This is a genomic window from Mycobacterium sp. DL99 (assembly GCF_004762045.1).
Classification (GTDB): domain Bacteria; phylum Actinomycetota; class Actinomycetes; order Mycobacteriales; family Mycobacteriaceae; genus Mycobacterium.
Window position 1 is genome coordinate 718,545 of the sequence record NZ_SJOM01000007.1, and the last position, 18,787, is coordinate 737,331.

Sequence of the window (18,787 nt, forward strand, 5' to 3'; positions counted from 1 at the left end):
GCGCCAGAGTCCGTCAAAACTCTTGACGGCGCCGGTCAGGGACAGATCGCAGTCCGGAGCTTGCAGGCAGGCGGAGGGCGTAACGCCGACGCGATGTCGCACAGTGCCACGGGCGGCGTGACCAGACGCTCCCACGGAAGGCGCTCGCGGGTGCGGTCGAGAAAATCCACGGCTTGGTGCAGATGCCGGGGTTCGTAGTTGTGCACACCGGTGATGGTCAGCCATTGCCGGACAACGGTTTCCGGATCCACAGCCAACGGCGGCCCAGGGGTGACCGAGCCGGCCAGCACCAGGGTGCCGCCGATGTCGAGACGGGCCAAGGCATCCGTGACGGCCGCGGAAGACCCGGTGTAGTCGATCGCCACATCGACCGGACGTCCGTCGGAGGCGCGGCCGCCGAAGCGCGGGACCAATGCCATGCGGTCGGCGTTGCGGTCGACCACCTGCACGTCGGCTCCGGCTGTGGCACATGCCGCGACGGCGGTGAGGCCCAGCATGCCCGCTCCGTTGATGAGTACGCGTCGTCCAGTCAGTTCACCGGCGGCTTCCAAGGTGGCCATCACCGTCGCCGTTGCGCACGCGGCCGGCGCGGCCACCGTATCGGAAAGCGTCTCGGGGACAACGGCGATCGTGGTGCCGCGGGGCAGAACCAGGTGTGCGGCATAGGAACCCGACAACGGCCAGTCCCCGTCGAACGGCTCGTGGCCCACCTTGCGCACCGACAAACACTTGGCGCTCAGCCCGGACCGGCAGCGGGTGCACGCACCGCAGGCCACCGTCACCGACCAGATGATGCGTTGGCCGACTGGGACATCCGCGCCCGCGCCGACGGCGACCACATCGCCGACCGCCTCGTGACCGAGGACCGACGGGCAGGCCGCGCTGCGTCGGCCGGTGACGGTGTGCAGGTCACTACCGCACACCGTGGCCAGCCGTACCCGGACCAGCATCTCGCCGGCACCGAGTTCGGGAATCGGGACAGTCCGCACGTCGACACCGGAGCCGGTCCAGACCGCGGCGGCCGTCACACGAGCTGGGATCGAATCCATCCGGACAACCTTTCGATGGCATAGACGATGACGAAGATGACGATGACGATGGCGCCGGCGACATCGAAGTTCAGCGTGCGGATCGATTCGAACAGTAGGTAGCCGACACCGCCCGCACCGACGATCCCGAGGATGGTCGAGGTCCGCACATTCACGTCGAACAGGTACAGGCTGGATCCGACCATCGCCGGCATGGCTTGCGGAATCACCGCGGCGAACAACGTCTTCCACCAGCCACCCCCTACGGATCGGACCGCCTCCAGTGGGCCCGGATCGATCTCCTCGACCGCGTCGGCGACCAGTTTGCCCAGGAAACCGATCGATCCGATGGCCAGTGCGCAGGTGCCGGCGACCGGCCCGAGCCCCAGCGCCGCGACAAACACCACGGCCAGGATCAGCTCGGGAATGGCCCGCACCAGCAGGATCCAGGCCCGGGCCAGCCAGTAGACCGCGGGGTGGGGTGTGACGTTGCGGGCGGCCAGGATTCCGACAGGAAGGGACAGCACCACACCGATGGCCGTGGACACCACGCCGATGGCGACGGTTTGTCCTGAGGCGGCGAACAATTCAACACCCAGGGCCGAGAAGTTGGGCGGAATCATTCGGGTGAACACCTCGGCGGCCGGTCCCACCCAGGTGATCAGGGACAGCGGGTTGATCTTCAACACCACCAGCGCGGCCAGACACACGGCGATCAGGGATCCGCCGAACACGAACCGCGCGACGCGCTCACGGGTCGGGTTCGACTGCGTGGAATCCAGCAGCATCCGCCGGATCACGATGGACAGCAGTTCCATCACGGCGATGATGGCCAGGATGACGCAGGCGATGCCGAGCGCCCGCGGATAGATCAACCCGCGCAACGCATCCTGCAAGGCGAAGCCGATGCCGCCGGCGCCGACGAAGCCGAGCACCACCGACATGCGCAGGTTGATGTCGATGCGGTAGATGAAGGTGGCGATCCAGGACGGCACCACCTGGGGGACAACGGCGTTGAGCATCTCGCGGAAGTATCCGACGCCGGTGCTGCGCACCGCCTCCCGCGGACCCGGGTCGGTCTGCTCGATGGCATCGGCGAACACCTTGCCGAGCATGCCGATGGAATGCAGCGCCAACGCGAGAATGCCGGGCAGTACTCCGATTCCGAGGGCCCGGACGAACAGTACGGCGAACAGGAGGTCGGGCATGGCCCGGCAGAACGTGATGATGGCCCGTGCCACCGCCTGTACCGCCGGGTGTGGGGTGGTGTTTCGGGCGGCCAGGAATGCCAGTGGCACTGACGCAATCGCCGCGAGCACCGTCCCCAGCACGGCCATCAACAGGGTCTCGACCGCCAGGCCGCCGATGCGGCCGGGATCATCCAGGCGCGGTGGGATCATCCGCTTCAACAGCGCCGCAACCTCGTCGAGCCCGTTCAGCAGTGTCGCGGGGGCGAAGTCGATCGACCACGCTGCGACGATGGTGGCCAGCACGGCGGCGACGGTGACCAGGTGCAGCAGGCCGGGCAGTGGCCTGCGCTCAGGCGCCGGGGCGGAGGGGGTCGGCCGCTCGGTGAGGTCGGTGCTCACGACGGCCGGGCCGCCGAATGTGCTGTGGGATCGACCCGTTGATAGATCTCCATGACATCGTCGCGGGTCATGCCGACCGCGGGCCGGTCCAGGATCTTCTGGCCGTTGCGCAGGCCGATCAGGCGGTGCGCCCAGCCCAGCGCCAGGTCCACCTGGTGCAGCGTGCACACCACGGTCAGCTTCTCCTCGATGCACACCCGGAACAGCAGATCCATGACCACACCGGCGTTTTCGGGATCCAGCGAGGCGACGGGTTCGTCGGCCAGCAGCAGGCCGGGCTTCTGCATCAGGGTGCGGGCGATCGCGACCCGCTGCTGTTGGCCACCGGAGAGGGTGTCGGCGCGCCGCTCGGCGTAGTCGGCCAGGCCGACCCGGTCCAGATAGGTCAGGGCTTCGGCGCGCATCGCCTTCGGGTAGGTCAGTGCGCCGTAGCGGGGGAGCCGCAGCTGGCCGAGGCCGCCGATCAGGACGTTCTCCAGGCAGCTCAGCCGCCCGACGAGATTGAAATGCTGGAACACGAACCCCACGTTGCGGCGCAGTGCGCGCAGCTGTTTGGCCGAGGCGGTGTCGACGTGGGTGCCGCCCACCTCGACGCTGCCGGAGGTGACCGGCTGCAGGCCGTTGAGGCAGCGCAACAATGTCGACTTGCCCGACCCGGACAGGCCGAGCAGCACCAGCATCTCGCTGCGCCGTACGTCAAGGGACACGTGGTCCAGGGCCAGGGTGCCACCGAAGCGTTTGGTGACGTCGCGGGCGATGACGACGAGATCGTCGCCCGCGACGGAAGGGTGGGGTCCGTCTGCGCGCATGGGTGTCAGCCCTTGCACTTCTCGGAGCCGGTGATGTCGCAGACGTGGCGCACGCCGCTGTAGTCCGAGTCCTCGACCGGGACGAATCCCCAGGCCCGTTCGTCGGTGATCCGGCAGGCGTCACCTTGGCAGAAGCCTTCGGCCTCGAGGTTGGGCACGTTGACCTTGTCGGCGAAGAGGGTCTTGAGCTTGCCGATCGCCTCGCCGCCCAGGGAATCGTTGGCGGCGAACACCGACCCGGCGATCATCTCCGATTTCCACACCGTCTTGAGCTGACCGGGTTTGAGGTCGCCCTTGGCGATCATGGTCTTGTCGACCATGGTGTCGAACGCGAAGCCGGCATCGCAGTCACCGTTGGCGATCGCCAGGGCCGAGGAGTCGTGGCCGCCGGCGAAGATCGGGGACATGGCCGCGGAGAGATCGCCTTCAGAGCCGGATTTGATAACCCCGGCTTCGATCAGTCCGGCGGTCGGATAGAGGAATCCTGACGTCGAGCTCGGGTCCACGAAGCAGACCTTCTTGCTCGCAAAGTCCTTGAGGCCGTTGATGTTCGCCGCGTCACTGCGGGCCAGGCCGTAGGACTGGTAGCCCGGCTTGGCGCCCTGGTCTTGGATCACCGCACCGACCGGGGTGATCTTGGCGCCGTTGACCCCGGCGACCACATAAGCGAATGGGCCGAAGAAGGCGAGGTCGACATTGTTGGCGATGATGCCCTCGACCACCCCGGCATAGTCCGAGGCCTGCACGAACTCCACCTTGGCGCCGGTCTCCTTTTCCAGCAGCTTGATCAGCGGCTGGTAGCTGGCCTTGAGGTCAGTGGAGTTCTCGGCCGGGATCGCGGCCAACGTGAGGGTTTCCGGGAAGCCCTGGGCGGTCTTCGCATTGGAGTTGTTGGAGCTCGAACAACCGGACAAGACGAGAGCGGCGCTTGCGGCTGCCACGGCGGCGATGCGAGCAGAGGTAGATCGAGTGCGGAACTTCATGGCGCGCGGGACCTTTCGGGCGGGGTCGGTTGACGGGCAGTGCGCCGGCGGAGGCGTGCCACTGCCATGCCCCACACCCTGTGCGTTGGTCTATACCAGCGGGTGCATCCAAGTTGGCGAGGAGGTTAACAACGCGGCAAGTCTTGGTCTATACCAAGATTTGCTACTGTGGGCGGGTGTCCGCGAGCGCAGAACCCCGGGTTCTCAAGCACCAGGTCGTCCGCGCGCAACTGGAGCGATTGCTCGATGACCTGGAGGTCGGAGACCCTTTCCCTGCAGAGCGGGAGATCGCGGAGCGATTCGACGTCGCTCGCGAGACGGTCCGCCAAGCGTTGCGAGAGTTGTTGTTGGCCGGGCGTATTGAGCGCCGGGGCCGGACCACCATCGTCGCAGCGCCCAAGATTCTGCAGCCCCTCTCGATGGGGTCCTACACCGAGGCTGCCAAGGAGCAGGGTCGCAGCGGTGGGCGCATCCTGGTCGGCTGGAGCGATCTGAGCGCCGACGACATCCTGGCCGGCCAGCTCGCCATCGAGGTCGGCGCCCCCATCCTGCAGCTCGAGCGCGTCCTGACCACCGACGGCATCCGGGTGGGGCTGGAGACCACCAAACTGCCGGCCGCGCGGTACCCGGGGCTGCGGGAGACCTTCGACTACCGTGAGTCGCTCTACGCCGAGATCCGCAGTCGCGGAATCCACTTCGAGCGGACCGTCGACACCATCGAGACCGCGCTGCCGGACTCACGGGAATCGGCGCTACTCACCGTCGACAGTCGCACACCGATGTTCCTGCTCAACCGGGTGTCCTACGACCAGAATGGAATTCCGATCGAGCAGCGGCGCTCCTTGTATCGGGGTGACCGGATGACGTTCACCGCGGTGATGACCGCGCCATAGCAGCAGCCGCACACGGCAATCGGCCCTCGCCCGGCCGCCAGGCGAGGGCCGATTGTGTCTGTGCTACTTGGTATCCCCCGAGTTTCCGGCGCCGGCGCCCTTGTCGGTACCGGCGGACGTGCTCGTCGACTTCTTCTCAGGCTTGGCGAATGCCTTCTTGACTCCTTCACCGATCTTGTTGACGGTGGCCGAGATTCCGTCGCGGACATCCGAGGCCACTCTTGCGGCGGGCTTGTTCGCCGCGGGAGTGGTGCCAGTCTTGCCTGGCACGGCGACGAGGCTATCCCGGACAGCGGGTTTTGTCGTCTCCGCCGAGGTGACGCTGGGCGTTCCGATTGCCTTTGCGTGCTCGACAAGCTGCGATTCTGGTGTTGAGGTGTTGTCGGTGATTGCGGTGTCAGACTCGATCGCACCCGCTGTCACGGGCCGGTCTCCTGCCGGATCGGCTGAAACGGCCACCGTTGTCTTAGGGGCGAGCGCCTTGGCGAGCGCTGGGGCCGTTCCCGTGGCGACGACCTTTCCGACGTTACTCAGAAGTTGCTGTGCTGCGGGAGCTGCCTCGGCTCCGTTGGCTCCGAGCGCACCGGCGACGGTGTCCCGGAACTTCAGCAGATTGGTCACAAGCCCGTTCGGGCCGATGAGCCCTCCACCGAAGCCCATCCATCCGTTTACGAGTGTTTGGGTGATGTTCCCGGGAGTGCTGATCAATGCTCCGACGGCTGCGACCGGGTCGCCCGCCTTGACCGCGTCCGCGATTGCTTGTCCGGATTGTCCCATTGTGGCGATGGTGGTGCCTATGAGTGAGACCGCGCCCAGACCCGCGGTGACCGCAAAAGTAGGCAGTTGCTCCACGACATTCGCGAAATTCCTGGCCATCGAAATCGGTATCTGCAGGGTCGGCAGCATGGGAATGCCAAGCTGGTAAACCAGGCTCATCATCGTGCTCTGGATGGTGCTGAATCCAGCCTGGATGTTCCCGGCCGCGAATTGCTCAGCCATCCGCTGCAGATTGGTGAACACGCCGCCGGGTGCACCGGGCGTGAATAGCGTGATGGCATTCTTGCCAACGGTTTCAAGCGCTGCTAAGTAGGTCCCTCCATAGCCGAGCTGATTCTGGACAATCTGTTGGAGGATGGGTGCTGGGTTGCTCGCGATCAGCTGCCCAATCAGAGTGAGGTTGGTGATCGCTTCGGTAACGATCCCGGACCATTGCTCGAGCGGGTTGGGGAATGCCGCGGTCGTGGCGCCTGCTGCCTGGGGGGACGCCACTGCCAGGGCATTGGCCAACGAATCCCGAAGTGTTTCCGTACGAGCCTGGGTGCGGGTGAATTGTTCTAGGACTGCCGCGGGACTGCTGGTCGCAAAAGATTTCTCGACCAGTTGGACGAAGGCGTTCATCGTCCCGGGCGCCCAGGCGGCATCCTGGGGTGCCACGGAATCTGGTGTGGACAGGTTTTGTACTGCCGAGGACAGACGTGCGTCCAGATATTCGGTATTCGCCGGTGGTGCGAGGGGTGTGACGGCGATGACGCTGGCGCCGACGAGGGCGACGCCGGCGGTTACGTAGGGCCGTAGAGCGAGGTTCAACTCGGTCTCCTTCGGTTCAGATGAGGGCATCAGTTGTCACTGACGGGCCGAAAAATACGGACTGAACCGCAGGAGCGCATTCACATTCTGTTTGCCTTGCGCAATATTCCGGTCAAGCGGTGTGGTGATGGGGCGACTCTGGCCAAATAGCCCGCTTCAGGCACTCATGGGCAAGCGTTTCTTCTCAGATCTCGGCTAACTATTTGGTGGCATCAAAATTGGCGCCAGCACCTTGATGGACATCCGTGACCGCAGTGGGCTCAGGTGTGGTCCCGGTAGACCCGTGGTGACACCCCGACGCGGCGCCGGAAGGCAGTGGAGAAGTGGCTCGGCCGCGAGAAGCCCACCATCGCACTGATTTCAGCGACCGTTCTCGAAGACTTGCGGAGCAGTGACTTGGCGCGTTCGAACCGTAGGTCGAGCAGGTATTGATACGGGGTGGTGTGGAACGCGGCGCGGAATGCCGTGATGAAACCGGGTACCGACATGTCGGCCTGCCGTGCAAGGGTTTCGAGGCTTATCGCCGAGTCGATGCTGTCTTCCAGAGACTCGATGACCATTGCGCGGGTGGCCGCGTCCAGGGTGCCGGATCGGCGTGCGGCCTGGGGAGGCGGGTTCACCGCGCAGGTTTTGGCGATCACCAATCGCAGGGTTTCGGCCAGCGAGTCGGTGAGGAGTCGGGTGGCTGTGTCATCGCGGTCGGCGACGGCGTAGATGCGCTCCACCATCTGATGGATCAGTGGATTGCGGTGTTTGATGCGAGGAACCAGCGTCGGTGTGTCAAGCGCTTGATCGGGGATGGCGATCTCGCAGTATTCGACGGTGTCGCCTTCGATCAGGGACGCGCATTTGTCGCCGGCCGGCACCACCCAGATGTCGCCGACCCTAGGCAGGACCCGGCCCGAGGGGCCCCAATCCAAGTCGGTCTCCATGGATCGCAGTTTCCCGGCACGGTGCAGGAACAGCAGATGGCGGGCTTCGTCTAGGCAGCGCCATTCGGCAGCGGTGTGGATCTGCTCAGTCGCGAACCTCATGGACATGCCGCGGGCCTCGATGTGTCTCTCGCCCAACACGATACGTTTCGTCTGGGGCCGATCGTTGTTCCACGGATTCAGTGCCACACGCGAACTCCCTGAGTAATCAACGGCTGATTCAACCTGCCCGGCTACGGCCTGGCCGCGATCGAGTGACGATCGCGGCCAGGTCGACTGCGCCGGTGCTACTTGGCATCCCCCGAACTGCGGGAACCGGCTCCCTTGTCGGCACCGCTCGACGCGCTCGTCGACTTCTTCTCTGGCTTGGCGAAGGCCTTCTTGACGCTTTCACCAATCTTGTTGACGGTGGCCGAGATTCCGTCGCGGACATCCGAGGCCACCTTTTCGGCCGGCTTGCTCGTGGCGCCGAGAGGCCCGGACTTGCCGGGGGTTGCGACCAAGCTCTGGCGGACGAGTGAAGCTGTTGCCTGCTTGGCAGGTTTGGGCGTAACGCCTTCCGTCACAGGCGAGTCCACAGAAGTCGCATCGGTCTCCGGTGCCGTAGGTGCCCGATCTATTGACAGTGTCACCGTCGATGTCGCAGCAGCATCTGGAACCGCCGAAATAGGCGCCGACGCCTCGGGGAAGGTAGGTGGCGGCACCGGCTTCCCGATTGCTTCGGCGGCACGCTCTTGCCAGTCCACAAAGGCTCTGATCGGGCCATCCACGCCGAGCAGTCCGCTGTGATTGAACGGGGCGTATCCGTTCAGCGCCGCCCCGGCGAGAACGGCAGGTGCGTTGAGCGCAATACTTACTGCCGTTTCGACATCACCGGTCTTGACCGCATCGACAAACCCTTGAGCGCTGTCCTGAAGCGCCCCTTTGATACTCCCCAAGGTGCCGAAGGCGAGGTTCATTCCCGCCATGGCAACCAGGTTCGGTAGCGATGCGACAAACTTCTGCACGTTGGTCATCGTCGCGTTGACCACGTCATAAGCACCGAGCAGAGGGAACCCGAGGTTGAAGGCGGGGTACACGATGAGTGCGCTGTACACGCTGTCGATCGCGTCCGCGATGTTGCCAGCCGCCACCTGGCTGACTGCCGTCTGTAGCAAGCTGACCGAACTGTATGGATTACTGGGGTTCAGCAGGCCCCCGATGGCGGTGGCCACCGTCTGCCCGATACCGGCCAGCTTGGTGGCATTCGCCAGCTGATTGGCGATCACCTGGCGCAGGATCGGCGCCGGGTTGTCGGCGATCGCCTGGCCGAGTGCTCCGACATCGGTGAGGGTCGCTGTCAGTACCGAGGCCCAGGTGTCGAGAGGGTTGGTGAACGCCGACAGTTCAACTGCCGCATGCGACGGCAGTGTGGGCAGGTGGACGTCGGTCGGCGGTGGGGCGAGGGGTGTTACGGCGATGACGCTGGCGCCGACGAGGGCGACGCCGGCGGTTACGTAGGGCCGTAGAGCGAGACTCAACTCGGTCTCCTTCGGTTCAGATGAGGGCATCAGTTGTCACTGACGGGCCGAAAAATACGGACTGAACCGCAGGAGCGCATTCACATTCTGTTTGCCTTGCACAATATTCCGGTCAAGCGGTGTCGAGATGTGGTGGGTCGGGGGAAACGGTCTGTTTGTGGCGGTTTGGGGCGTAGCCTGGCGCCGATCGAGATGGTTGTGCCTGGGGGTTTTCGCATGGGATTGAAGCCGTGGGATGGTGGTCGGCCGCTGACTCCGCGCGTTGTGCTGGAGCAGAAGGATGTCGCGGCTCGGGGCCTGTCGTTTACGTTCGGGACTGAGCGGATAACGGAGCCCACGGATTGGTGCAGCTTCAGTGACACCCATCATCTGGTGTACGTATATCGGGGCGGGGCAATGCATTCGATGCAGACCGCGCTCGATTGGGGGCCGTCCGGGCAGGTGCCGCCGACATCGGGGGACGTGTGGTGGAAGCCTGCCGGTATTCCATGCGCGGCGTTGGTTCAGGGCGACGTCGCGGGATACTGCGAGATCGCGATCCCGCGTCGGGTGATCGGCGACACCGCGTTGCTGCCACGCATCAAGTACCGGGATCTGCTGATGCAGCACCTGGTCGAGGAGATCTACACCGTCGCCGATCGGGATGATGCGATCGCGCGGTTGCTCACCGACTCCGTCGCCGAGACCATGCGCCTGCTGATCAGGGACAAGTATGCCGAGGCCCCGCCGAAGGCGCGCGAACACCGGGCCTTCGACACCGCCACGCGCGCGATGCTCGTGGAGTACCTCAGCGACGGCCTGGATTCGGAGATCCATCTGGACGCTCTGGCGCAGCTGACCGGGATGCCTGTTCAGGGATTCATCGGTGCTTTCCGCCGCGCGTTTCACACCACGCCCTACCAGTTCCTGTTGGACCTGCGGATCGAGCGCGCGAAGACATCACTGCTGACCACCTCGCAGACCGTCGCGGAAATCGCGTCTTCGGTGGGCTTTTCCACGCCCAGCCACTTCGCGAACGCGTTCCGGCGGCGTGTGGGAATCTCGCCGAGTGGTTACCGTCAGCGTTCGTGATCGCCTGACGTGCGCCGACCCCTCGCCGAGGAGGGGCCGGCGCGTCGGTGTCAGCCGGCGTCGCCCGCCTTGTCGGCATGGGCTGAAGCACTCGTTGACTTTTTCTCAGGCTTGGCGAGTGCCTTCTTCACGTCGTCGCCAATCTTGTTGACTGTGGTGGAGATTCCGTCGCGTACCTCCGAGACGAACTTAGTGGCGGATTTCTTGGTCGTGCTCGTTATCCCGGGCTTCCCGGGCTCGGCGACGAGGCTCTCGCGCACGGCGGGTCTGACTGTTTCCACTGAAGTATCCGAGGCGGCCGCGGCGGGACCTGCTTCAGTTGCGTCTGTCGCCGATGACGCTGCCGCGTCGCTCACTGTTGTGCCGCTTGTGGTTTCGCTTACGTGTTCTGTGACAGGCGCCTCGATTACCGGAGCCTCGGCAGCGGGCAGTGACAGCGCCGTCACCTTCGAGGTGACCGAGGTGGTGAGCTCTTCGGGGTCAGGCGGCGGCGGGTTCAGGATGTCGCGGAACTTTTGACGGGTGTCGTCGAGGGACCACCTCCACAAGTCGGCAGCGCCGAGGACCGCGGTTGCGACATTCGCGGCACCGTGCTGGATGACGTTGACGATCTTGCCGGGATCGCCTGTGGGCACTGCCTTTACGAACTCGCCGAGAGTGTTCGTTACCGCGCCGATAACGCCGTAGATCGACAGCAGCTGGCCCGGGCCGAGGGACCATGCGGACAGGATCGCGGCACCGGTCAAATCCCTCGCGACATCGAACTGGGTCTTCACGAAGCTCTGGAAGTTCATAAGCTGCATGAACGTGGTCATGAACGGTCCCATGGCGATAGGCATGAACGCACCGATCGCCCCGGTGAAATCGCCGGCCGCCAGTTTCTGCGCGTAGGTGGTCAATGCCCCCGGGAGGCCGGCCACCAGCCCGGCGTAGGACTGGCCGAGTGTACTGGCGATGTCACCAAGCGTTTTGCCGTCCGCGGCGAGCTTGCCGGCCAGCCCGACGATGATGGGGAACGGATCGTCTATCTCGGCCTGGATCGCATTCTGAATCACGGTGCTTGCCTGGGTGAATACCGGGGAGAATACCCCGATGGGGTCATCGATCGCCGCGCTGAGTTGTATCGAGTGGGATTGCATCTCAGGCGGGGGCGCGGCCACCGGGGTGACTGCGATGACGCCGGCGCCGACCAAGGCGACACCGGCCGTCATATACGGCCGTAAAGCGAGGTTCAAGAAGGTCTCCTTCGCAACAGCGGGGATGTCAGCTACTGCTGACCGCGCGAAGGTATCTGGAAAGTCGCCGAACGACATTCGCATTCTTTTGCACGTTCGAAATATTGACGTAGATCGGCCGACTGCCGTGCTCTCAGCGACGGTCGCGGTAGGTGCTCGGCGAGACCCCGACGCGGCGCCGGAACGCGGTCGCGAAATGATTCGGCGTCGAGAACCCCACCATCGCACTGACTTCGGTGACCGTATGCGATGTGTTCCGCAACAGGGATTTGGCGCGTTCGATCCGTCGTTCCAGCAGGAACTGGTACGGCGTGGTGTGAAACGCTGCCCGGAATGCCTTGATGAAGCCGCCCACCGACATTTTCGCCTGCCGCGCAAGTGTTTCCAGAGTGATCTCGGAATCCATGCTGTCTTCGAGGAACGCGATGAGCATCGAACGGGTGGCTGAATCCAGGACGTCGGCCTTGCGCTCGGTCCGGCGCTGGACGGACTCCGTGTAGTTGTCGGTGATCAGCAGTCGCAGGGTTTCACCGATCGACTCCGTGAGCAGACGCGCGACCGCGTCAGTGCGATCGGCGACGTCGTGGATGCGCTCCACCATCTGATGAATCAGCGGGTCGTGGTGCTTGACCCGGGGAATCAACGTCGTCTCGCCGAGCAGGTGATCCGGGATGGCGATCTCGCAGTACCCCGCGGTGTCCCCTTCGACCAGCGACGCACACTTGTCCCCGGCCGGCACCACCCACACGTCGCCCACGCTCGGCAGCGCCCGGCCCGATGGGCCCCAGTCCAGATCGGTCTCCATCGAGCGCAGACGTCCGGCGCGGTGCACGAAGACCAGGTGACGGGAGTCGTCGAAACAGCACCAATCGGTCGTGGTGTCGATCTGCTCGGTGGCGAATCGCAGGGAAAGGCCGCGGGTGGCCACGGCCGTCTCGCCCAACACCACGCGTCGGGTGAGCGGCCGGTCGTCATTCCAGGGCTTCATCGCCACACGAGACAACCTCCTGGGCGATTTGCGGCTCCGTAAATCTGGACAGGAGCGTAACGACCGGGAGGCAGGGACGAGGTTGTTTTTGCATTGAAATACCTGCCACCACGTGATGGCGGTCCTTAAAAAGGTCCGCGTGCCCGTGACCAATTCGTGACCTTTGACCTGCGTAAACACGCCGCAAATGTCCTTGACAGGTTTCTGAGGAAACTCTCAGAACAGGGGAGCGGTTGCTGCAACGCCGGATAAGTACCCGTATGGTGCCCGTGTGGGCCGACACGTATTAGCCAGCCCCAGTCAGCGCAAACTGCCGGCTGTAGCTGCTGCGATCATCGCGCCGGTCGTTGGGTTCTTCGCCGGCGGCAGTGATGCTCCTTCATCCCCCTTTTCCGACGCCGCCAAACCTGTCGCGGCACCCGCGCCGGCCCAGGAGCCGCCGTGCTGCATGGAGATCGTGACCGCGCCGTCGGCGTCCACATCGACGGTTGTCGCCCAGACCGTGGGCCTGAGCGCGGAGCAGGCACCGCCCGCGGCGGCCTCTCGCTGGCGCGTCATCAACATCCCGCAGCTGCTGCCCGTCGGCGACGCCCCGGAGCGCGGCCTGCAGGTCAAAACCATCCTCGCGTCGCGCAGCGTCAGCGCCGACTTCCCCGAGATCCGCGACATCGGCGGCGTCCGGCCGGACGCGCTGCGCTGGCACCCCAACGGCCTCGCACTCGACGTGATGATCCCCAACCCGAGCAGCGCCCACGGCATCGAGCTCGGCAACCGGATCGTCGCCTACGCCCTGAAGAACGCCGACCGGTTCGCCCTGCAGGACGCCATCTGGCGGGGCACCTATTACACGCCCGACGGCGGGGCGAAGGCCGGCGGCTACGGCCACTACGACCACGTCCACCTCACCACCAAGGGTGGTGGCTACCCGAGCGGCGGCGAGCTCTACCTGCGCTGAGCGTGGCGTGTCCCCAAGGTCAGGGAGCGCTGCGCCGTTTAGATTCCCCTCGTGGCGCGCAGAATGTCGTTCCGCCGGGCGCGATCGGTGATGAGCGCCGAGATCGCCTCGATCCGCCGCACCGATCCTGACCTCGATGCCGGTGACATCGCCGGATTCACCCTGCCGATCCTGGTGCGCGCCCTGGGCGTGGTGGCCATCGGTTTGGTACCCCTGCTCGTGGTCCGCAACGGGGAAACCGCGAACGAGCAACTGGTCCCGGTCATCGGATCCCTGGCGCTCGTCATCATCTGCGCGGCCGTGGTCGCCTGGCTGATCTCGATCGTCATCTCCGGGCTGGTGGTGATGATCCTGTACCGCACCCGGCCGTCATCCTCGTCGCGCCTGGTGATGCGCATCCTGACCGACTCATTCATGCGCATCGACGACTCCACGTCGGCGCTGATGCTGCTGGCCCTGCTGGCCGGCCTGCTGTCGCTGGCGTTCGGCCTGCCGACGCGCAGCGGCGACGAGTTGGCCAACTCGGTGCTCGACGACCTGCTGGCCGCGCAGATCGGCGTACTGCTGGTGGCGCTCGGGTTCTCCTTCATCGCCGAATCGATCCGCTCGGCCGCCGACATCGTCGATGACCAGTCGCTGCTGTTGGCCTGGCCGTGGGCGCTGATCATCGCGTGCCTGAGTTGGGTGCTGGCCACCATCGCCGGACCGTTCGAGGCGACGCGGATGCTGACCATCCTGCTGCACGAATGGTTGCCTGCCGTCGTCGACGATCAGTCCAGCGCCCAGGTGATCGCCGAGCTGGTCCCACCGTCGGCGCGGTGGTGGGTGGCGTTCGGGCCGCTGCCGATCATCGCCGCGATCTGGGCCTACGAGGCATACCGGCACGGGGGGTTCGCTGCGATCCGGCAGTTCTTCGACGACGAAGCGCCCGCCACGGTGCCGGATGCTCCGCGCGACAGCGACTGAACCCGCACGATAGCCTTCGCGGGAAAAGGGGGTGCCGGTGGCCACAGTGGCGTCGTCGCTGCATATGGTGTGGCGCAGTCTGAGCATGCTCCGCGCGGTCCGGGGAGTGCTGGCCCTGCTGCTGGTGATCGGCGGGATCGCCTCGGCGCTGCCCTATATCACCGTGGCCGCCTTCGGGCCGATGGTCCAGGTCATCGCCGACGCCGGGAACAGCGGAAACCTCAGCAGCGTATGGGATTTGCGCGGTCCGCTGGTGGCCCGCCAGGACGGGGTGCTGCATTCTCTGGCCGTGACGGTGCCGTTCGCGGTGCTTTTGGCTGTCTGGGCGTCATCGCTGGTCCTGACCCAGCTCATGTATTTCGTCAACGCATGGATCGGCGCGAAGGTCGAACGGGTGCTGCTGGTGGACATCCGCCAGCGCGTCCACGACCACATGCAGTCGCTGTCCTTGGATTTCTTTCTGGCCTCACGCAGCGGCGAGCTGATGCACCGGGTGATGACGGAATCTGCCGGTGTGCAACGGCTTCTGACCGACTGTCTGCTGCCGCCGCTGATCGATGCGGCAGTGCTGGTGGTAGTGATCAGCTACCTGCTGGCCATCTCGTGGCAGATGACGGTGGCCGCACTGGTACTCACGCCGCTGGCGCTGATCACCCTCAGATTCGCCGGCCGCCACGTACAGGCGGTGATGCACCGGGTGATGAATGCCGAGCGGGCGATGGCCGCCGAGGTCGAGCAGACGATCAGCGGGATCGCCGAGATCCAGACGTTCAACGCGGAACCGCTCCGGAGCAAGCGATTTCATGCCGTTTCGGAGGAGGCCGCCAAGGGATCGGCGGCCTCGGTGGTGTGGATGCAGGCCACCGTCAACGGCTCACAGATCTTCGTCGCGCTCAGCACCGTGGTCGTGCTCCTGGTCGGCGTCGGGCTCAGCGGACACTTCGGACTGACATTCGCAGGACTTTTGGTCTTCGCGGGTGTGGTTCCGGTGATGTTCAGTGCCGCACAACGGGTTCTCGGGGCCTACACCACATACAAGGCCCTGGCGCCGAATGTGACGTCCACCTACGAACTGTTGGACACGAAGCCCTCGGTGCACGAAGCCGAGGATGCCGTAGCGCTGGGCGAGGTGCACGGCAACGTGGTTTTCGAGGACGTGACTTTCGCCTACACGCCCGGTCGGAACATCGTCGAAGGGCTGTCGTTTTCGATCGCCGAGGGGGAGACGGTAGGACTGGTCGGCGGTATCGGGTCGGGCAAGTCGACGGTGTTCAACCTGCTGCTGCGGTTCCGGGATCCCCAATATGGACGAATTCTGTTGGACGGCAACGATATTTCGACCGTAACCATAGAGTCGCTGCGCGATCAGGTGTCCAAACTCGCCCAGTTCCCGTTCTTCACCAAGGACACCATCCGGGAGAACATTCGGCTGGCGCGGCCGGACGCCACCGACGCCGACATCGAGGAAGCCTGCACCGAAGCCCACATCCACTCGATCATCACGACCCAGATGCACGACGGCTACGACACGGTGGTGGACGTCCAGATCCCCTCCGGCGGGCAGAAACGCCTGATCGCCCTGGCGCGTTGCCTGTTGCGCCGGCCCGAGGTACTGCTGCTCGACGAGCCGACCGAGAACCTCGACGCCGACGAGCGGGCCCGGATGATCGGGGTGATCCGTGGCTATGCCAAGGACCGCACCTGCGTGGTGGTCAGCCATGACCTGGATTTCATTGCCGCGGTGGCCGACCGGATCCTGGTGCTCGAAGACGGGCGTATTTCACAGAGCGGCGATCATCAGACCTTGATGGGCCAGGACGGCCTGTACAAACGGCTGCACGAGGTGCAGAACGGCCGCTAGTCCACTTCGGACTCGCCGTCGGCCTCGCGTTCGGCGTCGGGCACATCGCGTCGTCGCGAGAGCATCAGCACGATGTCACGAATCGGTGCCTCGCGGCGCCCACCCCACTCCGGGCCGACGGTGAAATCGGCATCGGTGGCCACGAAGCGATAACCCGGTAGATCGCGCTGCGGCGCGAACGGGAACTTCATGTGCCACAACCGTTCCGCGACAGCCACGGCCGCGTCGGTGGGCATCGGACGGTCGATGCCCAGCGGGATGCAGATGTCCTGGGTATGGATCAGCACATCCAACAGCGGATCGACTTCCTTGGTCATCGGCGGCCGCTTCCGCGAACCCGCCATGGCGCGCAGCCGCGCCGTGATGGCAGGCGGGTCGGCGGGATCGTCCTGGGCTGCCCGGCGGACCATGGCGTCGAACCGGAAGCCCGACTTGAGCGCGGCCGGCAACATCTCGCCGATGCTGGCGTGGGACTGCGTGATGTGGATCGCGACCTCACGCACCGTCCAGCCCGCACACAGTGATGATGTCGACCACTGGTCGGGTTGGAAGGTGTCGAGAAGATCGGCGAGCTGTCCACGCTGCTCATCGACATTGCGCCAGATCGTGTCGGAGTCCACGGCCGTTCCTATCGTCAGGGTTCCCTGACCAAAGTAGTCGCGTCCGTGTCCGGTGTCGGCCGATCGAATGGTCAGTGACATTGGCGCGCTGCTGCTCGTCGATTCCAGTCAGGGCAATGTGCGGTAGTCGCGGGGTGACACACCGGCGCGGCGCCGGAACGCGGTGGTGAACTGGTTCCGTGCCGCGAAGCACACCATCGCGCTGATCTCGGTGATGGTGTAGCTGGTCGTCAGCAGCAGGGTCTTGGCGCGGCCGATGCGGCGGTCCTGTCGACGCATGCCACGGTCCTCCTGGGTCGCCCGGACGCTGTTGCATCGGTCAAACCGAGCGGAGTTAATCGAGCTGTCGGATTCGACCTTGCCGCTATCGACCAGGCGGCTCTGACGGGCGGCACCGACTACTTGCACAGCGCTTCGATCCGCTCGGTCTCGGTTTGTGCGTTCTGCAACAAGCCGACCTGGTCGGGCGCGTCGTTGCCGATGCCGGCCAGCGCGTTCACCGCAACCGCCTGCAGGGTCCCGGCGAATTCCTTGACCGCATGGTTGAGGTCGCTGGGTGCCGCAGGATCGACATTGTCCAGCAGATACGTACCACCGCCGAGCATCGATAGCCGGGCATTCGCCGCGACGGCCTGCCTCGAGGCGGGATTGTCGTCCGGTTGGGTGTGCGTCTGAATGGCGACCCCGGACGCGACCTTCTTGAAGTTGTCGCAGGTGCGCGTGCGGGCGGCACTCATCTGCTCGGAGGTGGGAGGCGCCGGCGTCGCCGCCGCGGCGTCCTTGGATGCCTCGGTCTTATCCAACAGCGCCCATATCGAGACCCCTGCGGCGGCTAACGCCGCCACCAACGCGACGATCGCCACGACGAAGGGGGCGCGACTGGGCTCTGGCGCTGGTGCGTGTGAGGCCGAGCGTGTGCGAGCTCCCTGAACACTTGGCTCTGACATAGGTGCGATCCTAACAGGGGCCTGGCTGAATCTTGCTTATTTGCAGAGCATTTCGACATATCGGACCACAGCGTAGAGGCGGCTGGCGGTGCGAACAGCACGTCAAATAGATTGAACTGCACCGCAATCCGCCCCCTCCGTCGAGTACGGAGGGGGCGGATCGTTGTCGTCGCGACTCGTCTAGCTCGGGACTCCTATGCCGAAGTCATGACTGGTTGTGGTGGATCATGCTGGGCCACTGCCATTTTGGCCGCGCTTGCGGGCTGGGATGGTCATAGTCCACCTCCGGCGCCGCCTGCACCTCCGGCTCCGCCGGTCCTACCATCGCTGGGTGCGCCGCCGGATTTTCCGCTGCTACCGGCGCGGCTGCCGCCGAATCCCGTGCCTCCGGTGCCCCCCTTGCCGCCACTGCCGGGGGATTTGGTGCCGGTGCTGCTGCCGCCGTAGCCGCCCGCGCCGCCCGCGCCGCCGTTGATTCCGCCGGCCCCGCCGGTGCCTCCAGTCCCGCCGGTGCCGCCGCCGCTGGTGGAGCTGTTGGTGGCGACACCGCCGTTGCCGCCGGCACCTCCCGTGCCGCCGGTGCCGAGAATTCCGGTGCTGCTACCTCCCTGCCCGCCGGTGCCGCCTTTGCCCTGGAGGGCTCCAAAAACGCTGCCGACGCCGCCTCGCCCGCCGGTGCCGCCCTGGCCGAGCACCTTTCCACCGGTGCCACCGGCGCCGCCAGTGCCGCCGGTCTTCCCCAGACCCCCTTGAGCTCTGCCGCCCTCCCCGCCGGTACCGCCGTTGCCGACCAGGGAGATCGC

Annotated in this window: 17 protein-coding genes and 1 pseudogene; 5 read left to right on the forward strand and 13 right to left on the reverse strand. The window is 65.3% G+C overall.

The features are described from left to right. Nucleotides 1–35: 35 nt before the first annotated feature. From EYZ64_RS03600 to EYZ64_RS03615, 4 genes are read right to left on the reverse strand one after another with little or no spacing between them, the layout of a single operon-like run. Nucleotides 36–1,049, reverse strand: a complete 1,014-nt coding sequence (locus EYZ64_RS03600; RefSeq protein WP_135451894.1) for a zinc-binding dehydrogenase — start codon at nucleotides 1,047–1,049, stop codon at nucleotides 36–38. Beyond that, nucleotides 1,025–2,617: a phosphonate ABC transporter, permease protein PhnE gene (gene phnE / locus EYZ64_RS03605; RefSeq protein WP_135451895.1), complete on the reverse strand. Its 1,593-nt coding sequence runs from the start codon at nucleotides 2,615–2,617 to the stop codon at nucleotides 1,025–1,027. Before phnE ends, EYZ64_RS03600 begins: the two co-directional genes overlap by 25 nt. Continuing rightward, the gene (gene phnC / locus EYZ64_RS03610) at nucleotides 2,614–3,426 is read right to left on the reverse strand and encodes a phosphonate ABC transporter ATP-binding protein (protein ID WP_135451896.1); all 813 of its coding nucleotides are present in this window, start codon (nucleotides 3,424–3,426) and stop codon (nucleotides 2,614–2,616) included. The genes phnE and phnC overlap by 4 nt, the downstream gene beginning before the upstream one ends. A gap of 5 nt (nucleotides 3,427–3,431) precedes the next feature. Further along, nucleotides 3,432–4,409, reverse strand: coding sequence for a phosphate/phosphite/phosphonate ABC transporter substrate-binding protein (locus EYZ64_RS03615; protein WP_135451897.1), 978 nt, complete (start codon nucleotides 4,407–4,409; stop codon nucleotides 3,432–3,434). 176 nt (nucleotides 4,410–4,585) lie between these two features. On the opposite strand from EYZ64_RS03615, the gene EYZ64_RS03620 reads away from it, so the two are divergent. Continuing rightward, entirely contained in the window at nucleotides 4,586–5,302 is a 717-nt protein-coding gene (locus EYZ64_RS03620; protein WP_210115459.1) for a GntR family transcriptional regulator, read from the forward strand. A 63-nt stretch (nucleotides 5,303–5,365) separates the two neighbouring features. Here EYZ64_RS03620 and EYZ64_RS03625 read toward each other — a convergent pair whose 3' ends face one another. From EYZ64_RS03625 to EYZ64_RS03635, 3 genes are all read right to left on the reverse strand, one after another. Further along, the gene (locus tag EYZ64_RS03625; protein ID WP_135451898.1) at nucleotides 5,366–6,889 is read right to left on the reverse strand and encodes a hypothetical protein; all 1,524 of its coding nucleotides are present in this window, start codon (nucleotides 6,887–6,889) and stop codon (nucleotides 5,366–5,368) included. Between the two features lie 260 nt (nucleotides 6,890–7,149). Continuing rightward, entirely contained in the window at nucleotides 7,150–8,010 is an 861-nt protein-coding gene (locus EYZ64_RS03630) for a helix-turn-helix transcriptional regulator (protein WP_135451899.1), read from the reverse strand. Nucleotides 8,011–8,108: 98 nt separating this feature from the next. Then, nucleotides 8,109–9,341: a hypothetical protein gene (locus EYZ64_RS03635; protein WP_135451900.1), complete on the reverse strand. Its 1,233-nt coding sequence runs from the start codon at nucleotides 9,339–9,341 to the stop codon at nucleotides 8,109–8,111. A gap of 33 nt (nucleotides 9,342–9,374) precedes the next feature. On the opposite strand from EYZ64_RS03635, the gene EYZ64_RS03640 reads away from it, so the two are divergent. Then, nucleotides 9,375–10,412 carry a helix-turn-helix domain-containing protein gene (locus EYZ64_RS03640; RefSeq protein WP_353653660.1) on the forward strand — a complete coding sequence of 346 codons (1,038 nt, stop codon included), beginning with the start codon at nucleotides 9,375–9,377 and terminating at the stop codon, nucleotides 10,410–10,412. A 50-nt stretch (nucleotides 10,413–10,462) separates the two neighbouring features. Here the strand turns inward: EYZ64_RS03640 and EYZ64_RS03645 are convergent, their stop codons facing one another. Next, the gene (locus EYZ64_RS03645) at nucleotides 10,463–11,725 is read right to left on the reverse strand and encodes a hypothetical protein (RefSeq protein ID WP_135451902.1); all 1,263 of its coding nucleotides are present in this window, start codon (nucleotides 11,723–11,725) and stop codon (nucleotides 10,463–10,465) included. A 55-nt stretch (nucleotides 11,726–11,780) separates the two neighbouring features. Next, nucleotides 11,781–12,635, reverse strand: a complete 855-nt coding sequence (locus tag EYZ64_RS03650) for a helix-turn-helix transcriptional regulator (RefSeq protein WP_135459791.1) — start codon at nucleotides 12,633–12,635, stop codon at nucleotides 11,781–11,783. Nucleotides 12,636–12,906: 271 nt separating this feature from the next. On the opposite strand from EYZ64_RS03650, the gene EYZ64_RS03655 reads away from it, so the two are divergent. The 3 genes from EYZ64_RS03655 to EYZ64_RS03665 all read left to right on the forward strand — a co-directional run bounded on the left by EYZ64_RS03655 (nucleotide 12,907) and on the right by EYZ64_RS03665 (nucleotide 16,417). Then, entirely contained in the window at nucleotides 12,907–13,590 is a 684-nt protein-coding gene (locus EYZ64_RS03655; protein WP_135451903.1) for a VldE C-terminal domain-containing protein, read from the forward strand. Between the two features lie 63 nt (nucleotides 13,591–13,653). Next, nucleotides 13,654–14,556 carry a hypothetical protein gene (locus EYZ64_RS03660; RefSeq protein WP_135459792.1) on the forward strand — a complete coding sequence of 301 codons (903 nt, stop codon included), beginning with the start codon at nucleotides 13,654–13,656 and terminating at the stop codon, nucleotides 14,554–14,556. A 37-nt stretch (nucleotides 14,557–14,593) separates the two neighbouring features. Next, on the forward strand, nucleotides 14,594–16,417 hold the full coding sequence (locus EYZ64_RS03665) for an ABC transporter ATP-binding protein (protein ID WP_135451904.1): 1,824 nt from the start codon (nucleotides 14,594–14,596) through the stop codon (nucleotides 16,415–16,417). Here EYZ64_RS03665 and EYZ64_RS03670 read toward each other — a convergent pair. The 4 genes and pseudogenes from EYZ64_RS03670 to EYZ64_RS31955 all read right to left on the reverse strand — a co-directional run. Then, nucleotides 16,414–17,037, reverse strand: coding sequence for a maleylpyruvate isomerase family mycothiol-dependent enzyme (locus EYZ64_RS03670; protein WP_135451905.1), 624 nt, complete (start codon nucleotides 17,035–17,037; stop codon nucleotides 16,414–16,416). The two genes, EYZ64_RS03665 and EYZ64_RS03670, sit on opposite strands and share 4 nt — an antisense overlap. Nucleotides 17,038–17,145: 108 nt before the next feature. After that, nucleotides 17,146–17,316 carry a helix-turn-helix domain-containing protein gene (locus tag EYZ64_RS03675; protein WP_135451906.1) on the reverse strand — a complete coding sequence of 57 codons (171 nt, stop codon included), beginning with the start codon at nucleotides 17,314–17,316 and terminating at the stop codon, nucleotides 17,146–17,148. 119 nt (nucleotides 17,317–17,435) lie between these two features. After that, nucleotides 17,436–17,882 (reverse strand): hypothetical protein, encoded by a 447-nt coding sequence (locus EYZ64_RS03680; RefSeq protein ID WP_135451907.1) that lies wholly within the window; start codon nucleotides 17,880–17,882, stop codon nucleotides 17,436–17,438. Nucleotides 17,883–18,256: 374 nt separating this feature from the next. Then, nucleotides 18,257–18,787: pseudogene (locus EYZ64_RS31955) on the reverse strand (hypothetical protein); the annotation flags it as partial.

Bases quoted from the DNA above. Each gene is read 5' to 3' on its own strand.
- EYZ64_RS03675 (WP_135451906.1), bottom strand. From the start codon at position 17,316: ATGCGTCGACAGGACCGCCGCATCGGCCGCGCCAAGACCCTGCTGCTG.
- EYZ64_RS03660 (WP_135459792.1), top strand. From the start codon at position 13,654: ATGTCGTTCCGCCGGGCGCGATCGGTGATGAGCGCCGAGATCGCCTCG.
- EYZ64_RS03645 (WP_135451902.1), bottom strand. From the start codon at position 11,725: ATGTCGTTCGGCGACTTTCCAGATACCTTCGCGCGGTCAGCAGTAGCT.
- phnC (WP_135451896.1), bottom strand. From the start codon at position 3,426: ATGCGCGCAGACGGACCCCACCCTTCCGTCGCGGGCGACGATCTCGTC.
- EYZ64_RS03650 (WP_135459791.1), bottom strand. From the start codon at position 12,635: ATGAAGCCCTGGAATGACGACCGGCCGCTCACCCGACGCGTGGTGTTG.
- EYZ64_RS03600 (WP_135451894.1), bottom strand. From the start codon at position 1,049: ATGGATTCGATCCCAGCTCGTGTGACGGCCGCCGCGGTCTGGACCGGC.
- EYZ64_RS03615 (WP_135451897.1), bottom strand. From the start codon at position 4,409: ATGAAGTTCCGCACTCGATCTACCTCTGCTCGCATCGCCGCCGTGGCA.